12 protein-coding genes are annotated in these 19,913 nt (G+C 72.0%); 9 read left to right on the top strand and 3 right to left on the bottom strand.

The features are described 5' to 3' along the window. On the bottom strand, positions 1 to 732 hold a 732-nt coding region (locus IRY44_RS11700; RefSeq protein WP_194800419.1), incomplete at its 3' end, for a non-reducing end alpha-L-arabinofuranosidase family hydrolase. A gap of 306 nt (positions 733 to 1,038) precedes the next feature. Here IRY44_RS11700 and IRY44_RS11695 point away from each other — a divergent pair. From IRY44_RS11695 to fxsT, 7 genes are all read left to right on the top strand, one after another. Continuing rightward, positions 1,039 to 3,084 carry a hypothetical protein gene (locus IRY44_RS11695; protein WP_228531862.1) on the top strand — a complete coding sequence of 682 codons (2,046 nt, stop codon included), beginning with the start codon at positions 1,039 to 1,041 and terminating at the stop codon, positions 3,082 to 3,084. A gap of 10 nt (positions 3,085 to 3,094) precedes the next feature. After that, positions 3,095 to 5,356, top strand: coding sequence for a hypothetical protein (locus IRY44_RS11690; RefSeq protein WP_194800417.1), 2,262 nt, complete (start codon positions 3,095 to 3,097; stop codon positions 5,354 to 5,356). A gap of 273 nt (positions 5,357 to 5,629) precedes the next feature. Then, positions 5,630 to 5,803 (top strand): hypothetical protein, encoded by a 174-nt coding sequence (locus IRY44_RS11685; protein WP_194800416.1) that lies wholly within the window; start codon positions 5,630 to 5,632, stop codon positions 5,801 to 5,803. 6 nt (positions 5,804 to 5,809) lie between these two features. Continuing rightward, on the top strand, positions 5,810 to 8,116 hold the full coding sequence (locus IRY44_RS11680; protein WP_194800415.1) for an FxsB family cyclophane-forming radical SAM/SPASM peptide maturase: 2,307 nt from the start codon (positions 5,810 to 5,812) through the stop codon (positions 8,114 to 8,116). After that, on the top strand, positions 8,113 to 8,919 hold the full coding sequence (locus IRY44_RS11675) for an aminoglycoside N(3)-acetyltransferase (RefSeq protein WP_194800414.1): 807 nt from the start codon (positions 8,113 to 8,115) through the stop codon (positions 8,917 to 8,919). The genes IRY44_RS11680 and IRY44_RS11675 overlap by 4 nt, the downstream gene beginning before the upstream one ends. A gap of 129 nt (positions 8,920 to 9,048) precedes the next feature. Beyond that, entirely contained in the window at positions 9,049 to 10,239 is a 1,191-nt protein-coding gene (locus IRY44_RS11670; protein WP_194800413.1) for a TIR-like protein FxsC, read from the top strand. Then, on the top strand, positions 10,236 to 14,171 hold the full coding sequence (gene fxsT / locus IRY44_RS11665) for an FxSxx-COOH system tetratricopeptide repeat protein (protein WP_194800412.1): 3,936 nt from the start codon (positions 10,236 to 10,238) through the stop codon (positions 14,169 to 14,171). Before IRY44_RS11670 ends, fxsT begins: the two co-directional genes overlap by 4 nt. On the opposite strand, the gene IRY44_RS11660 is transcribed toward fxsT, so the two are convergent. Next, positions 14,149 to 15,069: an alpha/beta fold hydrolase gene (locus IRY44_RS11660; RefSeq protein WP_194800411.1), complete on the bottom strand. Its 921-nt coding sequence runs from the start codon at positions 15,067 to 15,069 to the stop codon at positions 14,149 to 14,151. The two genes, fxsT and IRY44_RS11660, sit on opposite strands and share 23 nt — an antisense overlap. A gap of 34 nt (positions 15,070 to 15,103) precedes the next feature. Continuing rightward, entirely contained in the window at positions 15,104 to 18,517 is a 3,414-nt protein-coding gene (locus tag IRY44_RS11655) for an NACHT domain-containing NTPase (RefSeq protein WP_194800410.1), read from the bottom strand. A 165-nt stretch (positions 18,518 to 18,682) separates the two neighbouring features. Between IRY44_RS11655 and IRY44_RS11650 the strand changes: the two genes are divergently transcribed. Both IRY44_RS11650 and IRY44_RS11645 read left to right on the top strand, forming a co-directional pair. After that, the gene (locus tag IRY44_RS11650) at positions 18,683 to 19,291 is read left to right on the top strand and encodes a bifunctional 2-polyprenyl-6-hydroxyphenol methylase/3-demethylubiquinol 3-O-methyltransferase UbiG (RefSeq protein WP_194800409.1); all 609 of its coding nucleotides are present in this window, start codon (positions 18,683 to 18,685) and stop codon (positions 19,289 to 19,291) included. Positions 19,292 to 19,363: 72 nt separating this feature from the next. Then, positions 19,364 to 19,894 (top strand): hypothetical protein, encoded by a 531-nt coding sequence (locus IRY44_RS11645; RefSeq protein ID WP_194800408.1) that lies wholly within the window; start codon positions 19,364 to 19,366, stop codon positions 19,892 to 19,894. The last annotated feature ends 19 nt before the right edge of the window (positions 19,895 to 19,913 follow it).

The following is a 19,913-nucleotide window of genomic DNA, read 5'->3' as shown; positions in this document are numbered from 1 at the left end:
GGGCACCACGGTGAAGTCCTTCAGCGACACCCAGCCCGAGCGCGGCTGCGCCAACGCACCCGTCGACGACCACCGGTACGACGACGGCAGGTTGCACGTACCGCCCGGCGGCGGGGTCGTCGGAGGCGGCGTGGTGGGGTTGCCGCCGCCACCGTCCACCCGGACGAGCTGCCACTGCTGGTTGGCGCCGTTCCAGTCGTCGTACTGGACGATGTTTCCGCCGTCGGCGGTCGAGGCGCCCTGCACCTCCACCACCTTGTTGCTGTTGCGGTTGATCAGCCGGACGTAGCCGCTGTCGGAGTCGGCCAGCCGGAACTGCTGGTTGGTCCCGTTGAGGTCGGAGTACTGCACGATGCTGCCGCCGTTGGCGGTCGACCAGTTGTAGACGTCGAGCACCTTGCCGGACAGCCGTGACTTCAGCCGGTAGTAGCCGCCGCCGGAGTCGACGAACTGCCACTGCTGCTGGTTGCCGTTGTTGCGAGACCACTGCACGATCCGCGCGCCGTCGTTCGTGGCCAGGTTGTAGACGTCGAGCGCCTTGCCGCTGTTGCGGTTGACCAGGACGTACCAGGCGTTCGTGTCGACGCTCGCGGCGGCGGCGGGCGCGGACACGGCAGCCACCGCGGCGGCGCCGACGAGGACCGCGGTCGCGCCGGACGCGACGACTCGCGGCAGCCATCCGCGCCGTCGCGGCGGCGACACCGTCGATGGGGACCTACCGAATGCAAACATGTTCCTCCCTCTGATCACATGTTGTGAGCGCTAACAATTTGTCGTAGCGCACTGATCCCACACCCGGCCTGCCACGCGGCCACCCGCGCCCGCCCGGTGGGCCATCGATGCCGCCGTCCCGTGCCATCGACTGTGAGCGATAACACGTCGTTCGTCAAGTCGTAACAGTCGATGGACCGGGGAGCGCGCCGTCGGGGGACCATGTCAGCTTCTCGACCCAGCACTACCGCCGCCCGCACCACGGCCCGACAGTGCACACGGCTGGAGGGGGTGGGGGAATTGGGGCAGCCGGCGAACGAATCCGTCATGATCCGGGACTGGTTCAGCGTGCCGCGGGTGCCCGCCGAGGACCGGGTCGCGGTCTTCGGCGCACGTACCCAGGACCCACGGGTGGAATTCGTCGCGCTGACCGTCAAGTACTGGATGGACGCACACGCCACACGCTCGATGACCCGCGAGCGCGTGCTGGCCGCGATGACCGGCCGCATCACTCCGGAGAACGTCTGGGACCTGGTCTCGATGCTCGCGCGACTGCGACTGGCCGAGGCGTTCTTCGACCTGGCCGCCTCCGACGTCGACTCCGACGGCACGTTCCGTCGCTACCTGCTCGGTCTCGACCCCGCGCTGCTCGACGCGATGCGGCACTACGCGGCCTGGAACGGGATCAACCCGAAGCTGTTCCTGGACGGCTTCGCCGTCGGCGTCGGGGAGTCCGTGGCGACGGTGGTGGTCGACCTCGGCAAGCTCGTGCACTTGATCGGCCGCCTCCAGCAGGAGCAGTTCACCACGCTCATCGTGCTCACAGTCGACCCCCGCGCCGGTGTCCAGCGCCTCGCCGACCAGGCCACTGTCGTACGCCAGGCGCTGGCCGGCATCGTCGCCGCGCTGGACCCGACCACGGTTCCGGAACGGCTGCTGGCGCTGTGGCGCGGCTGGGCGGCCGAGTTCGCCCGGCACCTGGAGAACCTCGACCCGTTCGCCGCCGGCCGCCTGCTCGGCCGCGTCGCCGGCGACCTCTATCAGGTGCTCACCGGGCTGGTGCATCTCGCCCGGCTGCTCGGCGGCGTCGCGGTCCGCGCCGCCGTCCGGTACGTGCCGCTGCTGCTCGCGGGCGCCCGGGAGGCGCGCCTGCTGACCGCCCGGACGGCCGCGCTGCTGGTGGCGATCGGCCGGGCAGCGATCCTCGCCGCGCCCCAGGTGGGCCTCGCGATGCTGCGGACGCTCTTCCCGCCGAAGGTGCTCGACGCGCTGTTCCGGCAGGGCCGGATGCTGCTCGCCGACGCCGAACTCACACTGACCCTGTTCAACCAGGCGGCGCACGCCGAGGCGTTCGCCGGCGCCGGGGCGGGCACCCGGCTCGGCGCGCTGGTGAGCCTCGACGGCCGGCCCGTGCTGATGGCGAGCATGTCGGAGACGGTGTCGTCGGCCGGCCGGGCCGCGACCCGCGCCGAACTGAACGAGGCGCTCGACGAGATCATCAAGCGGGTCGAGGACCTGCGCGAGTTGACACCACCGAAGACACCCCGGGACATCCGGGCCGCCGTCGTACGCGCCGCCGTCGCCCGGCAACTGGAGCAGCGGCTGACCACCGCGTTCAACAGGGCGCTCCAAACCGTCGCGTACGAGGAGTTCCGCGCGTTGCGCAAGGCCGGGCAGGCGCAGCCGTGGCGGCTCGGTCAGCAGGTGCACCGGCGGATGGCCGCCGAGGTCGCGCAGCTCGCCGGCCGGTCACCGGGCCTGGAGCCGTTCGCGGAGAAGTCGCTGGCGACGGTCGTCGAGGCGGTCCGCGCCGCCCACCCGGAGCTGGCGCCCGCGCTGCGCGGCTCCGAGGCCGTCCTGCGCCATACGGTCGCCCAGATGCTGCTCGGCCACCCGGACCGGGATCTGCTGCTGCGCCTCGTCGGGTTCACCGGCAACCCGGCCACGACCGGCGCGGAGAAGGCGCTCGCCGGCCACCTCGCCGAACGGTTCCGGTGGAAGGCGTCCACCACTGTCGGGGACCTCCGCTCCGACCTGCTGCTCGTCGACCCCGAGGCGGCCCGCGTCACGAACGTCGACTGGACCTCCTCGACGAAGCTGGAGCGCTTCGAGAAGACCTGGGGGACCGTCGCCGACGACCTCGGGGAGACGTTCGACGGGCGCTGGGAGGCCGTCGCGGAGGCGTACCAGCGGGCCGCGAAGGGCGGTGTGCCGGCGGAGGTCGTCGCCGGCCTCGACGAGCTGACCGCGCACGCCGTACGCGAGACGGTCGTCCGCCAGGCCGCCCTCAGCCAGTTGTTCCCCGGGTTCTTCGTCACCTCGCACGAGATGGCGTACCGGGGCCTGCAAGCCCTGTTCAACCTGCCGCTGTAGAGGAGCACCGATGGGCAGAGTCGTCGTCGCCGACGCCGATCCGGCGACGCTTGGTTTCAGCACCGCGCATTCCGACCGGTACGTCTACTCCAACTACTTCGTACCGGTCCGGCTCACGTTCGGCGGTGGCGAGACGCCCATCCTGCCGTTCTACGTCAAGCAGGCGCTGATCGAGGCGATCCGCTACGGCGGGCTCGACGGCGACCGGCTGCCGCACCTGCTCAAGGAACTCGGCCTCTACGACCTGTGGAAGGCCAACGACATGGACGCCGCCACCGAGGCGCTGCCGGGCGCCGACTCGGGCATGTCGTACCGGGAGCCGCCGGCGCGGCGCCAGACGCTGCTCGGCGACCAGCAGGCGGAGTTCCTCGCCGGCCTGCTCCAGTCCGACGTGGGCATCGCGTTCCTCGACCGCACCCGGATCCGGCCGGTGGGCTTCGCGCTCGGCGAGCACGTCTACGCGCTGGCGCTCGCCCCCGGTGAGGAGGCGGTGCTGGAGCAGCGCACCTACACCAAGCGCGAGCTGACCCTGGAGGAGCAGAACGAGTCGGAACAGCAGACCGATGTCGAGCTGACCAGTGCGCTCACCACCGAGCTCCAGGAGGGCTTCGAGCGGCAGAAGTCGCTCACCGACACCTGGGGGCTCAACGCGAGCCACACCGGCCAGTACACCAGCCCGACCGGCATCTGGGGCACCTTCAACGCCAGCCACACGATCGGCTTCGCCAGCAGCGTCACCGCGGCGAGCCAGGAGACGAGCCGCCGTGCCGTGAAGGACAGCCGGACCGCCACCTCGAAGGTCGCGGCGCGCTACCGCACCCAGCACAAGACCGACTTCAAGCTGGTCACCGAGACCGGCGCGGAGTCGTCCTCGAAGCGCACCGTCCGCAACCCGAACCGGGCCACGCCGATCACGCTGCACTACTTCAAGGTGCTGCAACGGCTGGAGCTGGCCCACGAGCGGTACGGGGCACGGGTCTGCTGGGCCCCCACGATCAAGGATCCGGCGTTCGCCTTCGCCCAGAAGATCGTCGACGGACGGCAGCGGATCCGCGACAACGCGGTCGCCGCGCTGCCCCCGATGCCGGTGAAGCCGGAGCGCCCGCCGCGTGGCGCGCCCGCCGCGGTGGAGACGCGCGTCGTGTACTCCCCCGTGGTCACGCTCGACAAGTGGGGATTCACCGGCGACATGAGCGCCGACTACGACGTCGACGTCGCGTTCGAGGCCGGCTGGGAGTGGGACGGCGACGTCGACACGATCCGGCAGAACCTCACGCTGATCACCCGCCGTCCGCCGGACGCGATCGCCGCCCGGGTGGTGGGCGTGCCGGTGGTCACCGAGGCGGACGGCCGGCCGGTGCTCCGCGTACGCGTGCACGTCGGCGCCCGGAGCTGGCTGGCGGGTCCGGGTGCCGACGTGCAGCTCGCCGCAGGCTTCCGGCGTACCCCGACGGTGGTGGACCAGACCGCCGACGACGCGTCGTACAACGCGCTCGTCGCGGGTCACCTGACCGATCTCCAGGAGTGGCAGGACCGGCGCGACGAGGCGCTGGCCGCGGCAGAGGCGGCCGGGGACGAGTTCGAGGCGCGGCTGCGGGCCGGTTTCTCGCCGGTGAACGAGATGGTCTCGCAGATCGTGGAGACGCACTTCCCGGCCAGCGTGCGGGACGAGGCGTGGGAGATCGACTTCTGGCACCGCGTCTTCGACTGGGAGCGCGCGTCGTTCGTGGCGTACCCCGGCTGGTGGTCCGGCGGCGACGCCCGCGCCCCGGAGCGCGACCCCGGCGACTTCGTCAACGCCAGCTGGGCGAAGCTCTACCTGCCGGTACGGGCCGGGATGGAGCTGACCGCGCTGCGGTGGATCTTCGGCAAGGTGGTGGCGACGCGCCTGGCACCGGCGGTGGAGCGGGAGCTGGAGGCGTTCGTGGACGAGCTGACGACGTACCGGACCGGCCACCTCGGCTCCGGCGACGAGATGCCCGAGCTGACCACCGAGTGCCAGGACGTGCCCGAGCGGGTGTACTGCCTGGCGAAGTGGACCGAGCTGATGCCCACCGACGGCACCCACCTGGAGGTGGTGCAGGGCGTCACGACAGCGGCCGACGCGGTGACCGCCAAGGAGATCAGCGACGCGGAGGCGCTGCGGGCGGCGCTGCTCGACGGCGAGGTGCAGACCAACCGGCTCCGGACCAAGGCGTACGACCAGATGACCGAGCCGGCCGACGTCGACATCCGCCTCGGCACGCCGTCCGGGAGCGGCCCGGCCGTCTGAGCCGCTCGTCCACCCCGGTCCCTCGGCTGACCAGGGGATCGGGGTGGACGATTTCTGCAAAAGTCTGGACTTTTGATTCGTAGCCTAGATCGGTAAAAAGGCGCATAATTGATCCCTTACGGTCGCTCCCCCGGGCGACGACGACGCCGGCCGGCGAACCGTCCAGAGATTCACCTTCGCGCCGATGGGTCCATTGTGCTGGATCCCCCGGAGCTAATAGTGTGCCGTCGCTGCTGTGCTCGACGGGCGCATACACGAACCTAAGGAAAAGTCATGACAACCGTCCCCATGCGCCAGGAAGAGCCCCCGGTGTCGCTGGGCAGGGTCCGCGCGGAGCCCCTCGACCGGCTCTCCGCAGCGGACATATCCCCGATAGTGCGCCGGGTGATGGCGGCTCATCTCGACAAGACCCGGGTCCCCGCGGCGAAGTTCGGCTCGTTCATCTGATCTGCGATGTCCCCCGGGCCGGCCCGCGCGGCGCTCACCGAGTTCGTCCTGAAGGTGCACGCCAGGTGTGACCTGGCGTGCGACCACTGCTACGTCTACGAACACGCCGACCAGAGCTGGCGCCGCCGCCCGGTGCGGATGACGCCGGACGTGCTCCGGGCCGCGGCCGGACGGATCGCCGAGCATGCCGCCGCCCACCGGCTGCCGGACGTCACTGTCGTCCTGCACGGCGGTGAGCCGCTGCTCCTCGGCCCCGAACGACTGGGTCAGGTGCTCGCCGACCTGCGGCGTGTCATCGGCCCGGTCACCCGGCTGCGGATCGGCATGCAGACGAACGGCGTACTGCTCTCCGAACGGTTCTGCGACCTGCTCGCCGACCACGACGTCGCGGTCGGCGTGTCGCTCGACGGCAACCGGGCCGCCAACGACCGGCACCGGCGCTTCCGGTCCGGCGCCGGCAGCTACGACCAGGTGCTGCGCGCGCTCGCGCTGCTGCGCCGCCCGGCGTACCGGGGGATCTACGCCGGCCTGCTGTGCACGGTGGACGTGCGCAACGACCCGATAGCGGTCTACGAATCGTTGCTCGCCCAGGAACCACCACGAATCGACTTCCTGCTCCCGCACGCCACCTGGGACGACCCACCGTGGCGGCCGGCCGGCGGCGGCACCGCGTACGCGGGGTGGTTGCGCACCGTCTACGACCGCTGGCGGGCGGACGGCCGGCCGGTCGCCGTCCGCCTCTTCGACTCGCTGCTGTCCACCGCCGTGGGCGGACCCAGCGGCACCGAGTGGCTCGGTCTCGATCCGGTCGACCTGGCGGTGATCGAGACGGACGGCGAGTGGGAGCAGGCGGACTCGCTCAAGACCGCGTACGACGGCGCGCCGGCCACCGGTATGACCGTCTTCTCGCACGCGGCCGACGACGTGGCGGCCAGCCCGCTCCTGGCCCGCCGCCGCTCCGGCCGGGCCGGTCTCAGCGACGAGTGCCGGCGGTGTCCGGTGGTCGACCAGTGCGGCGGCGGACTGTTCGCCCACCGGTACGGCGCCGGGCACTTCGACCATCCGAGTGTCTACTGCGCCGATCTGAAAGAGCTGATCGTGCACGTGAACGAGAACCCACCGGCACCCGTCCGGCTCGACGCCGGCCTGCCCGACGACTTCCTCGACCGCCTCGCGGCGCCGACCGGCGACCGGGTCGCCATCGCCTGGCTCGTGGAGGCACAGATCGCCATCGTCCGCGCGCTGCTCGCCGAGGTGGCCGACCGGCTGCCGGCCGGCGGGGCCGGAGCCGACGGCTGGGCGGCGCTGGCCGCGCTCGACCGTGGTGCGCCGGATTCCGTGGCCCGGATCGCGGCCCACCCGTACGTGCGGGCGTGGGCTGTCGACTGCCTCGCCGGCACCGGCACCGGCGCCCGGCAGGGGCCGGACTACCTGAGCGCGCTCGCGGCCGCCGCCGCGCTCGACGCCGGCACCCCGGTACGTCTCGACGTGCCGGTGCGGCACGGCCGCCTGCACCTGCCGACGGTGGGCACCGTCCTGCTGCCCGAGGTGGGCGACGGCACCGCGCGGGTCGAGACCGGCCCGGGCTCGCTGCGGGTGACCGCCGGAGACGTGAACGTGGCGATCCGCACCGGTACGCCCGGGGACGCGCCCCGGTGGTGGCCCACCCGCGTGCTCGCCGCCGCGGACGTGAGCGTCCTGCTGGAGGACGGCGATCCGCACCGCGACTGCCACCGGCTGCCCGCCGGCGACCGGCTCGACGACGCGGGCGCCGCGCGCTGGGCCGAGACGTTCGCGGCGGCGTGGCAGGTGATCCGGGACGAGGTGCCGGGCCACGCCGAGGAGCTACGTACCGGGCTGCGGGCCGTGGTCCCGTTGCGGCGCAGCGGCGCGGGTGTCAGCGAGGCGTCGACCGCGCGGCAGGCGTTCGGCGGCGTCGCGGCCACGGAGACCGACGCGGGCTCGCTCGCGGTGCTGCTCGTGCACGAGTTCCAGCACAGCAAGATGAACGCGCTGCTGGACGTCTGCGACCTGGTCGACGGCACCCGCCCGATCGACATCACAGTGGGCTGGCGGCCCGACCCGCGGCCCGCCGAGGCCGTCCTGCACGGCATCTACGCGCACGTGGCGGTGGCCGACATCTGGCGGATCCGGGCCGACCGTCAGGTCGACGGCGCGCAGGCGGTCTACCGCCGGTACCGCGACTGGACGGCCGAGGCGATCGGCGCGCTGCAACGGGCGGACGCGCTCACCCCGGCCGGTTCGCGGCTGGTCCGGCAGGTCGCCCGCTCGATGTCCGGGTGGCCGTCGTGACCACCGCCGTCCCGCCCGCGTACCGGGTCGACACGCTCACCGCCGACCTGCGCGCGCTCGGGCTCGGCCCCGGCGACGTGGTGCTCGTGCACTGCTCCCTGCGCGCGCTCGGACCGGTCGACGGCGGGCCGGCCACGCTGGCCGGCGCCCTGCGGGCCGCCGTCGGCCCGTCCGGCACCGTCGTGGTCCCGGCGCAGACCCCTGACAACTCGGTGAGCAGCCCGGCGTACCACGCCGCGACCGCCGGGCTCACCGACGAGGAACGTCTGGCGTACGAGGAACGGATGCCCGGCTTCGACCCGGCCGTCACGCCGTCGTTCGGGGTCGGCGCGTTCGCCGAGCACGTACGCCGGCTGCCCGGCGCGGTCCGCAGCCGGCACCCGCAGACGTCGTTCAGCGCGTGGGGGCCGCGGGCGGCGGAGCTGATGCGCGTCCACGACCTCGACTCCCATCTCGGGGAGCGGTCCCCGCTCGCCGCCCTGGAGGCGGCCGGCGCCCGGACGCTGCTGCTCGGTGTCGGTTATGCGACATGCACCGCGCTGCACCTCGCCGAGTACCGGCTGCGGCGCCCGCCGCCGCGTCGTCCGTACCGCTGCTACGTGCTGCGCGACGGCCGCCGGGAACGGCTCGACTTCGAGGCTCCGCACCTGGATGCGGCCCCTTTTCCGGCGATCGGCGCGGAACTCGACCGGGCGGCGTTCACCCGGCGCGGGACGGTCGGTGACGCACCGGCCCGGCTGCTGCCGATATCCGACGCGGTCGGCGCCGCCGTCACGTGGATGGACGCCCACATCGGACGGTGAGGGCCTGGTAACCCGGGCGCAACCTCTCTACCCTGATCGATAGACGCCGCATCGTGTCGACTGGGGAGCAGCGCGTGATCATTACCGGTTGGGGGTCAGACACTCGTCCCGTGGAACGGTCGTGTCGTCGTGACCTCTGAGCGGCCCACGCTGCCGGGCCCGCCCTATTTCTTCCTCAGCTATGTCCCCCCGCCGACACACAACGACCGCACCCCGGGCGACCACTGGGTCCGCCGCTTCTACCACGATCTCAACCTGGCGATCGACGGCCGGCCCGGCGACCGGGTACGCCGGCAGGGCTTCGCCGACTTCATGGTGCGGCCGCCGGAGGCCCGGACGGAACGAAAACGCACCGCGCTGGCCGAGGCGGAGGTGTTCGTCCCGCTGTATTCGCCGGACTACCTCAACCGGGACGACTCGCGCCGGGAACGGGAGTGGTTCCGGCAACGGCTGATCCGGGCCGGTCGCCCGCCGGACGGCGACAACATCCTGCCGGTCCTGTGGATCCCGTCGCCCGCCGCGCTCCACGCGCCGGACCAGGCCCGGGCCGTGGCGATGGCCGCCGACGTGGACGTGTACGCCGCGAACGGCATGAGCGCGCTCTGCCGGCTCCAGAAGTTCCAGGACGCCTACAAGGAGGTGCTGGGCCGCCTGGCGCAGCACATCGTCGACACCGCCGAGCAGACGCCGCTGCAACCGGCCGAGCCGCCGACCGGGCCGACCGACCTGCCGTCGTCCCCGACCAGCGAGGTGCCGTTCCGGGCGGTGGTGATCGCACCCGACCAGCCGGCCGACCCGGGGCGGCTCAACGGCCGGTCCGACACCCACGCCGGCCGGTGGCGCCCGTTCCGCGGCCGGCCACCGGTGATCGAGGACGTGACCGACGCGGTGCAGCGACTGCGGATGCCGATCGACGTCCGCGACTTCGTCCCCGACGCCGGACTGTTCCGGTCCTGTCCGGGCGTACTCATGATCGATCCTCTGGTGGTCGAGACGCCGGACGGCGCGGAGGCCGTCCAGGCGGCCGTCGACTGCCTGCACGGCTGGGTGGGGGTCGTGCTGATCAGCGAGGACGCCCACCACGCCCACCGCTCGCACGCGGCCGGGTTGCTCGACCGGGCGGTGAGCATGCTCTCCGCCACCACACGCCCGCTGAAGATAACCACGTGGGACGACTGGCGGACCGAGATCCACGATCTGGTCCGCCGGATGCGACGCCGCTACCTGGAGGCGGGACCGACCTACCCGCCACCGGGACCGCCCATCAACAAGCCCCGGCTCTGGGAGAACCCGCCGTCCGACGAGGGAGTGGACACATGACCCGACGTGAGGGACAGGTCGTCACCTTCTACTCCTACAAGGGCGGCACCGGCCGGACGATGGCGCTGGCGAACGTCGCCTGGATCCTCGCCGCCAACGGCAAGCGGGTGCTCGCCGTCGACTGGGACCTGGAGTCCCCCGGCCTGTCGCGCTTCTTCGCGCCGTTCATCGACCGGGACGCGCTGGAGAGCACCGGCGGGGTGATCGACCTGATCCGGGAGTACGAGTGGGCGACCACCACCAAGCAGGACAAGGGCGACGACCGCTGGCACGAGCAGTACGCCCGGGTGCACAAGTACTCGTTCTCGCTGAACTGGTCCAACTTCCCCGGTGACGGGACGCTTGACTTCCTCGGCGCGGGCCAGCAGAACAACGACTACGCGGGCGCGCTCGCCGGGATGAACTGGGACGAGTTCTACGAGCGGCAGGGCGGCGGCTACTTCTTCGACGCGCTGCGCGCCGACATGAAGCGCAACTACGACTACGTGCTGATCGACAGCCGCACCGGGTTCTCCGACGTCGCCGACATCTGCACCATCCAGTTGCCGGACGTGCTTGTCACCTGCTTCACCCTCAGCGAGCAGGGCATCACCGGCGCGGCGAAGGTCGCGCGGCTGGTCGAGCACCGGTACGGGTCGCGGCGGATCCGGGTGCTGCCGGTGCCGATGCGCATCGACCCGGCGGAGAAGGTGAAGGCGGACACCGGGCGGGCGGTGGCGCGGCAGCGCTTCAGCGGTCTGCCCAGCGCCATGAGCGAGGCCGAACGGGACCGGTACTGGGCCCGAATGCAGGTGCCCTACCAGGCGTTCTACGCGTACGAGGAACTGCTCGCCACGTTCGCCGACCAACCAGGCGTCAACGGGTCGCTGCTGTCCGCGTACGAGCTGCTGGCCCGGGAGATCACCCGGGGTGAGGTGGAGTCGCTGCCGCCGATGAGCAGCGCGATCCGCGAGCGGGTCAACGCGCGGTTCACCCGTACCTCCAACTCGGTGGAGAACGAGATCATGCTCCGGCACGCCCCGTACGACCGGGTGTGGGCGGAGTGGATCGGGCACCTGCTGGTCTCGGCGGACGTCCGGGTGACCGACCCGTGGTTCACCGACGACGAGGCGCCCCGGACGGCCCGGGAGCTGATCATCGTCTCCGAGGCGAACGCCAACGAGGAGGCGGTGCTCGCCGCGCCGGACCGTTCGCCCGACCAGGTGCCGCTCGTCGTCTACGTGGCGGACGTGCGGCGCCTGGCGAACGTGCCGGCCGCGCACACCGTCTCGGTCGCCGGGTTGGAGGCGCGGACCGCCGCCGCGCGGATCCTGCGCCTGGTCGGCCGCGAGGGTGTGCCCGCGGACCTGGAACTGCCTACCGGTCCCCGGTTCCCCGGCCGGGACAACACGGTGTTCGAGGTGCCGGGCCGCAACAAGCGCTTCACCGGCCGCGAGGCGGACCTGCGCGAGCTGCGGACGCTGCTGCGCAGCAGCCCGAAGGTGGTGCTCTCCGGCACCGGGCCGGTGGCGTTGCAGGGCATGGGCGGCATCGGCAAGAGCCAGCTCGCGCTGGAGTACGCCCACCGCTACCGGGCCGCGTACGACATGGTGTGGTGGATCGACGCCGACCAGGTGCCGTTCATCGAGTCCGCCATCGGTGACCTCGCACCCTACCTGGGCGTGCCGTCGTCGGAATCGAACCGGGAGAACGCCCGGCTGGTGCTCCAGGCGCTGCGCCGCACCGACCTCCGGTGGCTGCTGATCATGGACAACGCCGACGAGGTCGACGGCGTCCTGCCGTACGTGCCGGACGGCAAGGGCCACGTCGTCATCACGTCCCGGAACCTGCAGTGGGTAGAGCGGGCCACCACGATCCCGGTCGACGTGTTCAAGCGCGCGGAGAGCATCCAGCACCTCACCGAGCGGGTGCCGACGATGCGCGTCGACCAGGCCGACCGGATCGCCGCCCTGCTGGGCGACCTGCCCATCGCGGTGACCGCCGCCGCGGCGTGGCTGGCCGACACCGGCCACTCGGTCGACAGCTACCTCACCGAGATCGCCAAGTTCGGGCCGGGCGCGGTGATGGAACCGAACAGCAACGTCTCGGTGGAGGCCACCTGGGAGCTGTCGCTCAACCACCTGCGGACCCGGAACCCGGCGGCCTACCGGGTGCTGCAACTGTGCTCGGTGTTCGCGCCGGAGATCTCCGCCGACCTGGTCTACAGCGACGAGTTCGCCGAGGCGCTGGTGCCGTTCCACCCGCAGGCGAAGGAACGGCTGGTCCGCCAGCAACTGGTGCAGCAGGCCAACCGGCTCGCCCTGGTCCGGGTCGACCTGCGGGCCGAGAGCCCGTCCGGCGGCGAGCGGGGCCGGGGCGGCCTGGTGCTCATGCACCGCCTGCTCCAGCACGCCGTCCGGTCCCGGATGACCGAGGAGGAACTCGACGAGGCGCGCCGCCAGGTCCACCTCGTGCTCGCCGCCGCCCGTCCCGAGGGCGAGGTGGACGACCCCGACGGCTGGCCCCGGTTCCGGGTCATCTGGCCGCACCTGGAGGCGTCGAAGGCGCCGCTTAGCCACCGGGTGGAGGTGCGGGCGCTGATGATCGACCGGGTCCGCTACCTCCAGTTGCGCGGCGACCTGGAGACCGGCCGGCGGCTCGGTGAGGAGGTCGCGCAGACCTGGGAGCAGATGCTCGCCGAGGAGACCGACGCACGGGCGCGCGACGACCTGCGCCGGCAGTTGCTGCACCTGCAGTTCAACCTCGCCAACATCCTCGCCTTCCTCGGGCAGTTCACCGAGTCCCGGGCGCTGGACGAGGAGGTCCTCGCGGCCCAGCGGGAACTGCTCGGCGAGGACCACCCGCACACCCTGATGACCGCCGGCGGGCTCGCACGCGACCTGCGCGGCATGGGCAAGTACAACGAGGCGCTGCGCCTGGACGAGATCACGTTCAACGCGTGGAAGCGGAACTTCACCGAGGAGCACCCGCGCACCCTCGTCGCGCTGAACAACCTCGCCACCACCCAGCGCCTGATGGGCGACTTCCGGGAGGCCCGCAAGAACGACGAGATGGTGCTGGCCGGGCGCCGCGCAATCCTCGGCGAGGACCACCCGGACACGCTCGCCTCGTCCGCGTACGTGGGCATCGACATGCGCGACGCCGGCGACTACGAGCAGTCCATCGCCCGGCTCCGCGGCGTCCACCGGGACCTGCTGCGCACGGCCGGTGCCGAGCACCTGATGACCCTGCGCGCGCAGACCAACCTGGCGGTGTCGCTGCGCTCGGCGGGGCACGCGGTCGAGGCGGGCAAGCTCCTCGAAGCGGCGTACGAGCTGCTGAACGAGCGGTTCGGGCCGGACAACCCGGAGACGCTGACCTGTCGGCTGAGCCTGTCCGTCAACCTGCTCACCGTCGACCTGTTCCAGCGGGCCAGCCGGGAACTGACCGAAGTGCACCGCGTCTACCAGAACAACCTCGGCCCGGGGCACCCGCTGACGCTCGTCTGCTTGGTCAACCTCGCCATGGTGGCCCGCCGCGCCCGGGACTTCGCCGAGGCCCGGCAGCTCGCCGGCCAGTCCGCCGACGCGCTCGCCGACGTGCTGGGCGACGAACACCCGTACCCCCTCTCGGGGTGGATGAACCAGGCCATCTGCATCGCCGAGCAGCCCGACCCGCCGGAAGGCCGGGAGGCGGCGGACCTGGAGGCGCTGGCGCTGTTGCGACGTGCCCACGACGGCCTGGACCGGATGCTCGGCCGCGACCACCCGAACACACTGCGCTGCCGGGCGAACCTCCTGGTGATGCAGGAGCGGGTGGAGGGCGGTCGGCGGGCGGAGCTGGAGGCGGTCACCCGCGAACTGACCTACCGGCTGGGCGAGAGCCACCCGGCGGTCGAAACCCTCCGGGAGAACCGGTTGCAGCGGCGCATCATCGACCCGCATCCGATCTGACGGTGGCCCGCTCCACCGGATCGGCCAGCCAGGCGAGGATCTCCGGCAGCACCTCCACCGCGCCGAAGTGCGCGCTGCGCGGCTGCACGTGCAACTGCGCGCCGGGGATCTGTTCGGCCAGCCAGCGGGTGTGGCTGGCCGGGGCGAAGTTGTCGTCCGCGCCGTGCCAGAGACGTACCGGCATCCGGATGTCCGGGAGCGTGACGCCCCAGTCGGCGCGCAATGCCAGCACGTCGTCGATCCAGCCGTGCGGCCCCTGGCGCAGCGCCTCGGCATAGGCGTCGGTGAGCTGCCGGCGGATCGGCACCCCGGCCACCACCCGGCGGTCGGCCTCGGTCATCTGCCCGACCAGCAGCGCCAGCAGCGAGCCCGGGTCGTCCATCGTGCGCTCGGCCCGCAGCCGCAACTGCTCGGCGAGCATCGGCACGTCGTGCTCGGCGGCGCCGTAGTCGCGCACGTTGGCGTCGGTCATGCCGCCGAACCAGTCCAGCCCGGTCGCGCCGGCCGGGGCGAGGCCGACCAGGACCGCGGTCCGCCGTACCCGGTCCGGCAGCAGCGCGGCGCAGGCCAGGGCGTGCGGACCGCCGCCGGAGCGCCCCACCACCGAGAACCCGTCCAGGCCCAGGTCGTCGGCGATGGCCGCGACGTCCGCCGCGGCGTCCGCGACGCGGCGGCCGGGCAGCCGGCTGGAGCCGCCGTAACCCGGCCGGTCGTACGAGATGAGCCGTACACCGAGCCGGTACAGCACGATGGACCGTGGTCGTGGACCGTTGCGGCTGCCGGGTGTGCCGTGCATGAGGAACACGGGCCAGCCGCGTTCCGCCCCGGCGATGTCGACCGCCAGGTTCCTCCTTCCCGTCCGGACGATGTGCTCTCGGTGCCTGGGCGAGTGTGCCAATCGGGGCCTCCGGACGGGTGGTGGCGGTACGGGGTCACACCGCGGCGCGCAGCGTGTCGAGGGCTGACGCCAGCGAGACCTCGGCGGGCACCCGGTCGTGGGCCCGCAGGTAGTCCACGAGCAGCCGGCACAGGCTCGCCTCGTCGAGGAACTCGTCCGGCAGCCGGTGCGCGAGCAGGGCGTGCATCGTCTTCGGCGGGATCTTCGGCCAGGCCAGGTCGGCGTACTCGTCCAACGCCATCAGCAGCCACAGCGCGGTGCGGTTGTCGACCCGCGCGGCGGCGAACTGCTCGGCCATCTCGGCCGACACCACGCCGTCCTCCAGCGGCAGCTCCGCGAGCCGGTCCTCGATGTCGGCGAGCACCCGCCGGACCCGGGGCACGTACCGCTGCGGCAGCCGGTGCAGCCCGTGCCGCAGGATGAGGGCGTGCAGCACCGCGTGGTCGTCGGTCGTGCCGAGCGAGTCGACCAGCTCCGGGAACTCGTCGATCAGGTACGGGCACGAGATGATCAGCTCGGGTGGCGCGGTGGGCGAGTCGGGCAGCCGGCTCAGCGCCACCCGGGTCAGTCCGCACACCACCTCGCGGGGCAACTGCGCGCCGTCCTCGGCGAGGCATTCCAGCAGGACCGTGGCGCTCGTGCTGGACACCGCCTCCGGTGACTCGACGGCACGCGCCCACAGCCGCCGGTAGCTGCGCTCGTCGTACAGGATGAGCTGGTGCAGCGACGGCACCGGCCAGCGGCGGGTGGCGAGCGACACCAGGTCGGCGTGGAACCGGCCGGCCTCGAAACTGTCCGGCTGCTGGCCGCGCCACGTCCGCGCGCCCGCCTGCAACTGGCCGTAGGTGGTGATGTCGCCGAGCAGCCGCGCCTCCTCGGCGGCCACGTTCACCGTCTCCCCCCGGCGTTCGCGCCGCCGCTCGGCGATGATCCGGCCGTCGGCGTCCCGGTTCAGCCAACTGATCATCGCGAGCTGGCCCTTCTCGTCCAGCCCCGCCCGCCACAGCCGGACCGTGGACACCCAGGTCGCCTCGTCCATCAGGTCGGTGTGGCGTACGCCGTCGGGTGACACCAGCGCGGCGAGCGCGACCAGGTTCGCGGTGTACGCGGCGAGCAGCCGCACCGGGTCGTACGGCGCCGGCCGGTAGCCGTCCACGCCGGCCAGGTCGGTCCGCTGCCGGGCCTCGGCCAGCAGGCCGGCGATGGTCTCCACGATCGCGTCCCGCTCCTGCGGATGGCGGGAGCTGAGATCCCGCGCGAACTCGACCAGCGCCTCCCGCTTGACCAGCGGCTGGTGGGAGAGCAGCGCCCGGAACTGACCGGTGTCCAGCTGATAGCCGAAGCCGGCCGGGCTGCGGGTGTGCCGGCGCAGCTCGGCCAGGCTCCGCAGCGCCCCTACGACGTACTCGGCGATCAGGAAGTCCCCGATCGTGGTGTGCAGGAACTCGTACGTGCGCCGGGCGTCCTCACCCTGCACGTCGTCCGGGCCGTACACCACGAAGAACGCGGCGGTGACAAGCTGCTCCGGGCCGAGCACGTCGCCGAGTTCGAACCGGGAGCCGTCACCGCTGCGGGAGCCGAAGCAGTCCAGGTCGAGGCGGAGCGCGGCCCGGTTCACCAGTTCCCGGTTGCGGTTGAACATGGCGAACGCGGTGATCGCCAGGTCGCGCCGGAGCTGGTGCTCGCGGGCCTCCCGCTCGTGGTGCGCGAGCGCGGTCGGCGCCTTCTCGCTGACCTGCCGCCTGATGAACGCGGTCAGCAGGCCGGTGAACAGGTCGGACCGGGAGATGGCGGCGCCGGGACGACGGTCGGCCCAGTGCTCGTTGTAGTAGATCGCGAGCAGCGTGAGCAGCAGCGGCTGGCGGGCCAGCTCGCCGTGCGACAGCAGTTCCCGGGCGGACAGCCGGCGGTAGCCGGGCCGGTCCTCGTTCGCCGCGTTGACGGCGGCCAGCCAGGCGGTCACCTGGGCGTCGGTCAGGTCTTCCAGCCGGACCAGCACGGTGCCCTGCGGCACGCTGGCGCGGTCCATCACCAGGATCCGGGACGTGATGATCGGAATGATCGAGTAGCCCAGGTCCCACTGGGCCTCCTGGAACTCGGCCACCCGGTCGATGTACTGCGAGTGGGCGGTGCCGGTGACCTGGACGAGTTCGTCGAACCCGTCGAAGATCACCACGACGGTGGTGTGCTGGGTGGCCCGGCGCAGGTCCGCCCAGCGGATGCGCTCGTCCATCACCTGCTCGATCGCGGCCTCGATCTGCTCGGTCGGCGACGTGTCCCCGGACATCCGGCGCAGCGGCACCACTATCGCGGTGAACCGGCTCGCCGGCAGCCGGGCCGCGATCACCCGGGTCAGCAGCGTCTTGCCGGCGCCCGGCTGGCCGAGGAGCAGCAGCGGACGGTGCAGGCTCGCCGGGTCGGTCAGGTACCGGGAGAGGAACCCGACGAGGTCACCCCGGCGCGGCTGGTCGTCCCACCATGCCTCCCGCTCGGGTGACGTGTGCTTGCCGTACTCGGCGGCCCGGAAGTCGGGGCTGATGAAGCCGCTGTCGACGTTCGGCAGCCGCAGGTGGAAGTCGACGTCCTTGATCCGCAGCAGCGGCTGCCGGAACACCGCCGCGAGCGAGCCGGTGAGCCGGTCGAGGGACTCGCGGAGCAGGTCGGGCCGGTCGGCGGCGACCGGCCCGGACAGCTCGGCGAGGTTGCGGTAGAGCTCCGCCAGTGCGTCCAGCCGGGCCGAGACCTCGGTGGTAAGCGTGCGGTTGTCGATCAGGTTGTGCTCGATCGCCTGGCGCATCATGCGGAACCCGAACTCGGGGAGGTCCGTGGCGAGCCGGTCGAAGCGGTCCTGGTAGTGCGACATGGCCCGGGTCACCACGCGGGAGCGCAGCGACGTGAGGTCGAGCCCGCGCCGCACCGACGGCCAGGCGGCCAGGCCCTCGCAGAACGCGATGGTGGCGTCGTAGAGCCGGACGTACGCGACCTCGACGTCCCGGCGGGTGTCGTCCATGCCGTACACCGAGGAGGGCAACGGGAAGTAGCCGCCGTCGATCTCCTGCGGAAGCGTGTGGTGCCGCCGCTCGGCCGACACCATGCCGACCTTTTCCTCGTCGGTCAGTTCCAGCCTGTCGAAACCCGGCCCGACCTCGTCCCGGAAACCGTCGAAGAACGCGGAGAGCGCCAGCACGGTGTGGCTGGCCTCCAGCAGCTCGTAATACGATTTTCCGCCGGTTGTCCGGATGCGGCCGGCCTGGTTTCCGGTGGCGTCCCGGACGAGCTGCACGAGTGCGTTCTTCGGGCCGAGCAACGCGAGCGCCGTACCGTGGGAGAGGGCCCCAGCGCCCAGGATCCCCGCGCTGACGACCTTGTCGGTCTCGGTGATGCGCGTGCTGCCCGGGGCCAGCAGTCGTAACGCATCTCGATAGCTGAGGCTCGAACGGCGCGGCATGCCGCCCCTTCCGCTGCTGGCGATCGGATTCTTCAAGGATAGAAACTTCAGTGACGGAAAGCTATCGATTCCTCACCGGGCGGCGGCTTTACGACGACTTTTTCATTCATTCATCTCATTCATCCGGTAAATGCGGCGAAGGCGTCCGACCTCTATGGTCGACGGGTGGACCACACACGGGTGCGGCAGGCGTACGGGGCGGTCGCGACGCTCTACATCGAACTGTTCGGCACCACCGGCAAGGTGCACGCGGACGACCTCGCCCTCATCGGCCGGCACCTGACCGTCCGGACCGGTCCGGTGTTCGACCTCGGATGCGGACCCGGTCACCTCACCGACCATCTCCGTTCGCTCGGCGTCGACGCCACCGGGATCGACATGGTTCCCGAGTTCGTCGCGCACGCGCGGGCGACACATCCGGACGGCGCGTACCGGCTCGGGTCGCTGGACGACCTCGCCGTCCCCGACCACTCCGTCGCCGGCATCCTCGCCTGGTACTCGCTGATCCACCTCCCGCCACCGGAACTCGACGGCGTGCTGGCGGAGTTCCGCCGCGCGATCGTGCCGGGTGGACGGCTCGTGGCCGGCATCTTCGTCGGCGACGAGGTGGGCACCTTCGACCACAAGGTCGCCACCGCGTACCGCTGGCCGGTGGAAGAGTTCTCCGCGCGCCTGCGGCGGGCGGGGTTCGCGGAGGTCGAGCGCCTGACGCGCCTCGACGACGAGGCCCACCGTCCGCACGCCGCCGTCGCGGCCGTGGCGTCCGGGGCCTGAGCGCGCACCATCGTCACCAGGCCGCAACCGAACGCGGATCGCGGAGTGACACGGCGCTGTCACCGTCGGAGCATGGCCGCGCCAAGGGGTACGAGGACACGCCGGGCCGTCGCGACACCGGCCGCCGCCCTGATCGTGCTGGCCGGGCTGAGCGCCTGCACACCGGAGGTGAAGGGCGTCACCGGCCTCACAGTGGACGCCCGTGGCCGGCCGCACGCGGCGCTCGCCTGGTGCGGGGACCGGCCGCCCGACCTCGTGGTGCTCACCTCCGTGGCGGAGTCCGCCTCGCCCGGTGCGCCCACGCCGGAGCGGTCGTACCGGCCGAGACGGAAGTACGACGTGCCGCGCGACGCGACCGCGCCCGCCCTCGTACCCCTTGCGGGTTTCCCGCCCGGGCCGGTGGTCGACGCGCAGGCGGCGTTCCGGGTCTCCGGCGCCACCCACGACAACAGCTTCCGGACCGAGGGCGTGGACTTCCGGATCGCCGAACTGGCCGAGCTGCGGCCGGGGTCGGTCCTGGTCACCGATTTCGACGACGACGGGGAGGTGCTGCGGACGGTCCCGCTCGACGAGTTCACGGAAATGGGCGAGAACAACTGCTGACCGCCGTGTCAGGATCGGC

Source organism: Micromonospora sp. ANENR4 (assembly GCF_015354395.1).
GTDB classification, from domain to species: Bacteria; Actinomycetota; Actinomycetes; order Mycobacteriales; family Micromonosporaceae; genus Micromonospora; species Micromonospora aurantiaca.
Note: the sequence above shows the minus strand (reverse complement) of the source record. Positions and strands in the feature narration are given on the sequence as shown.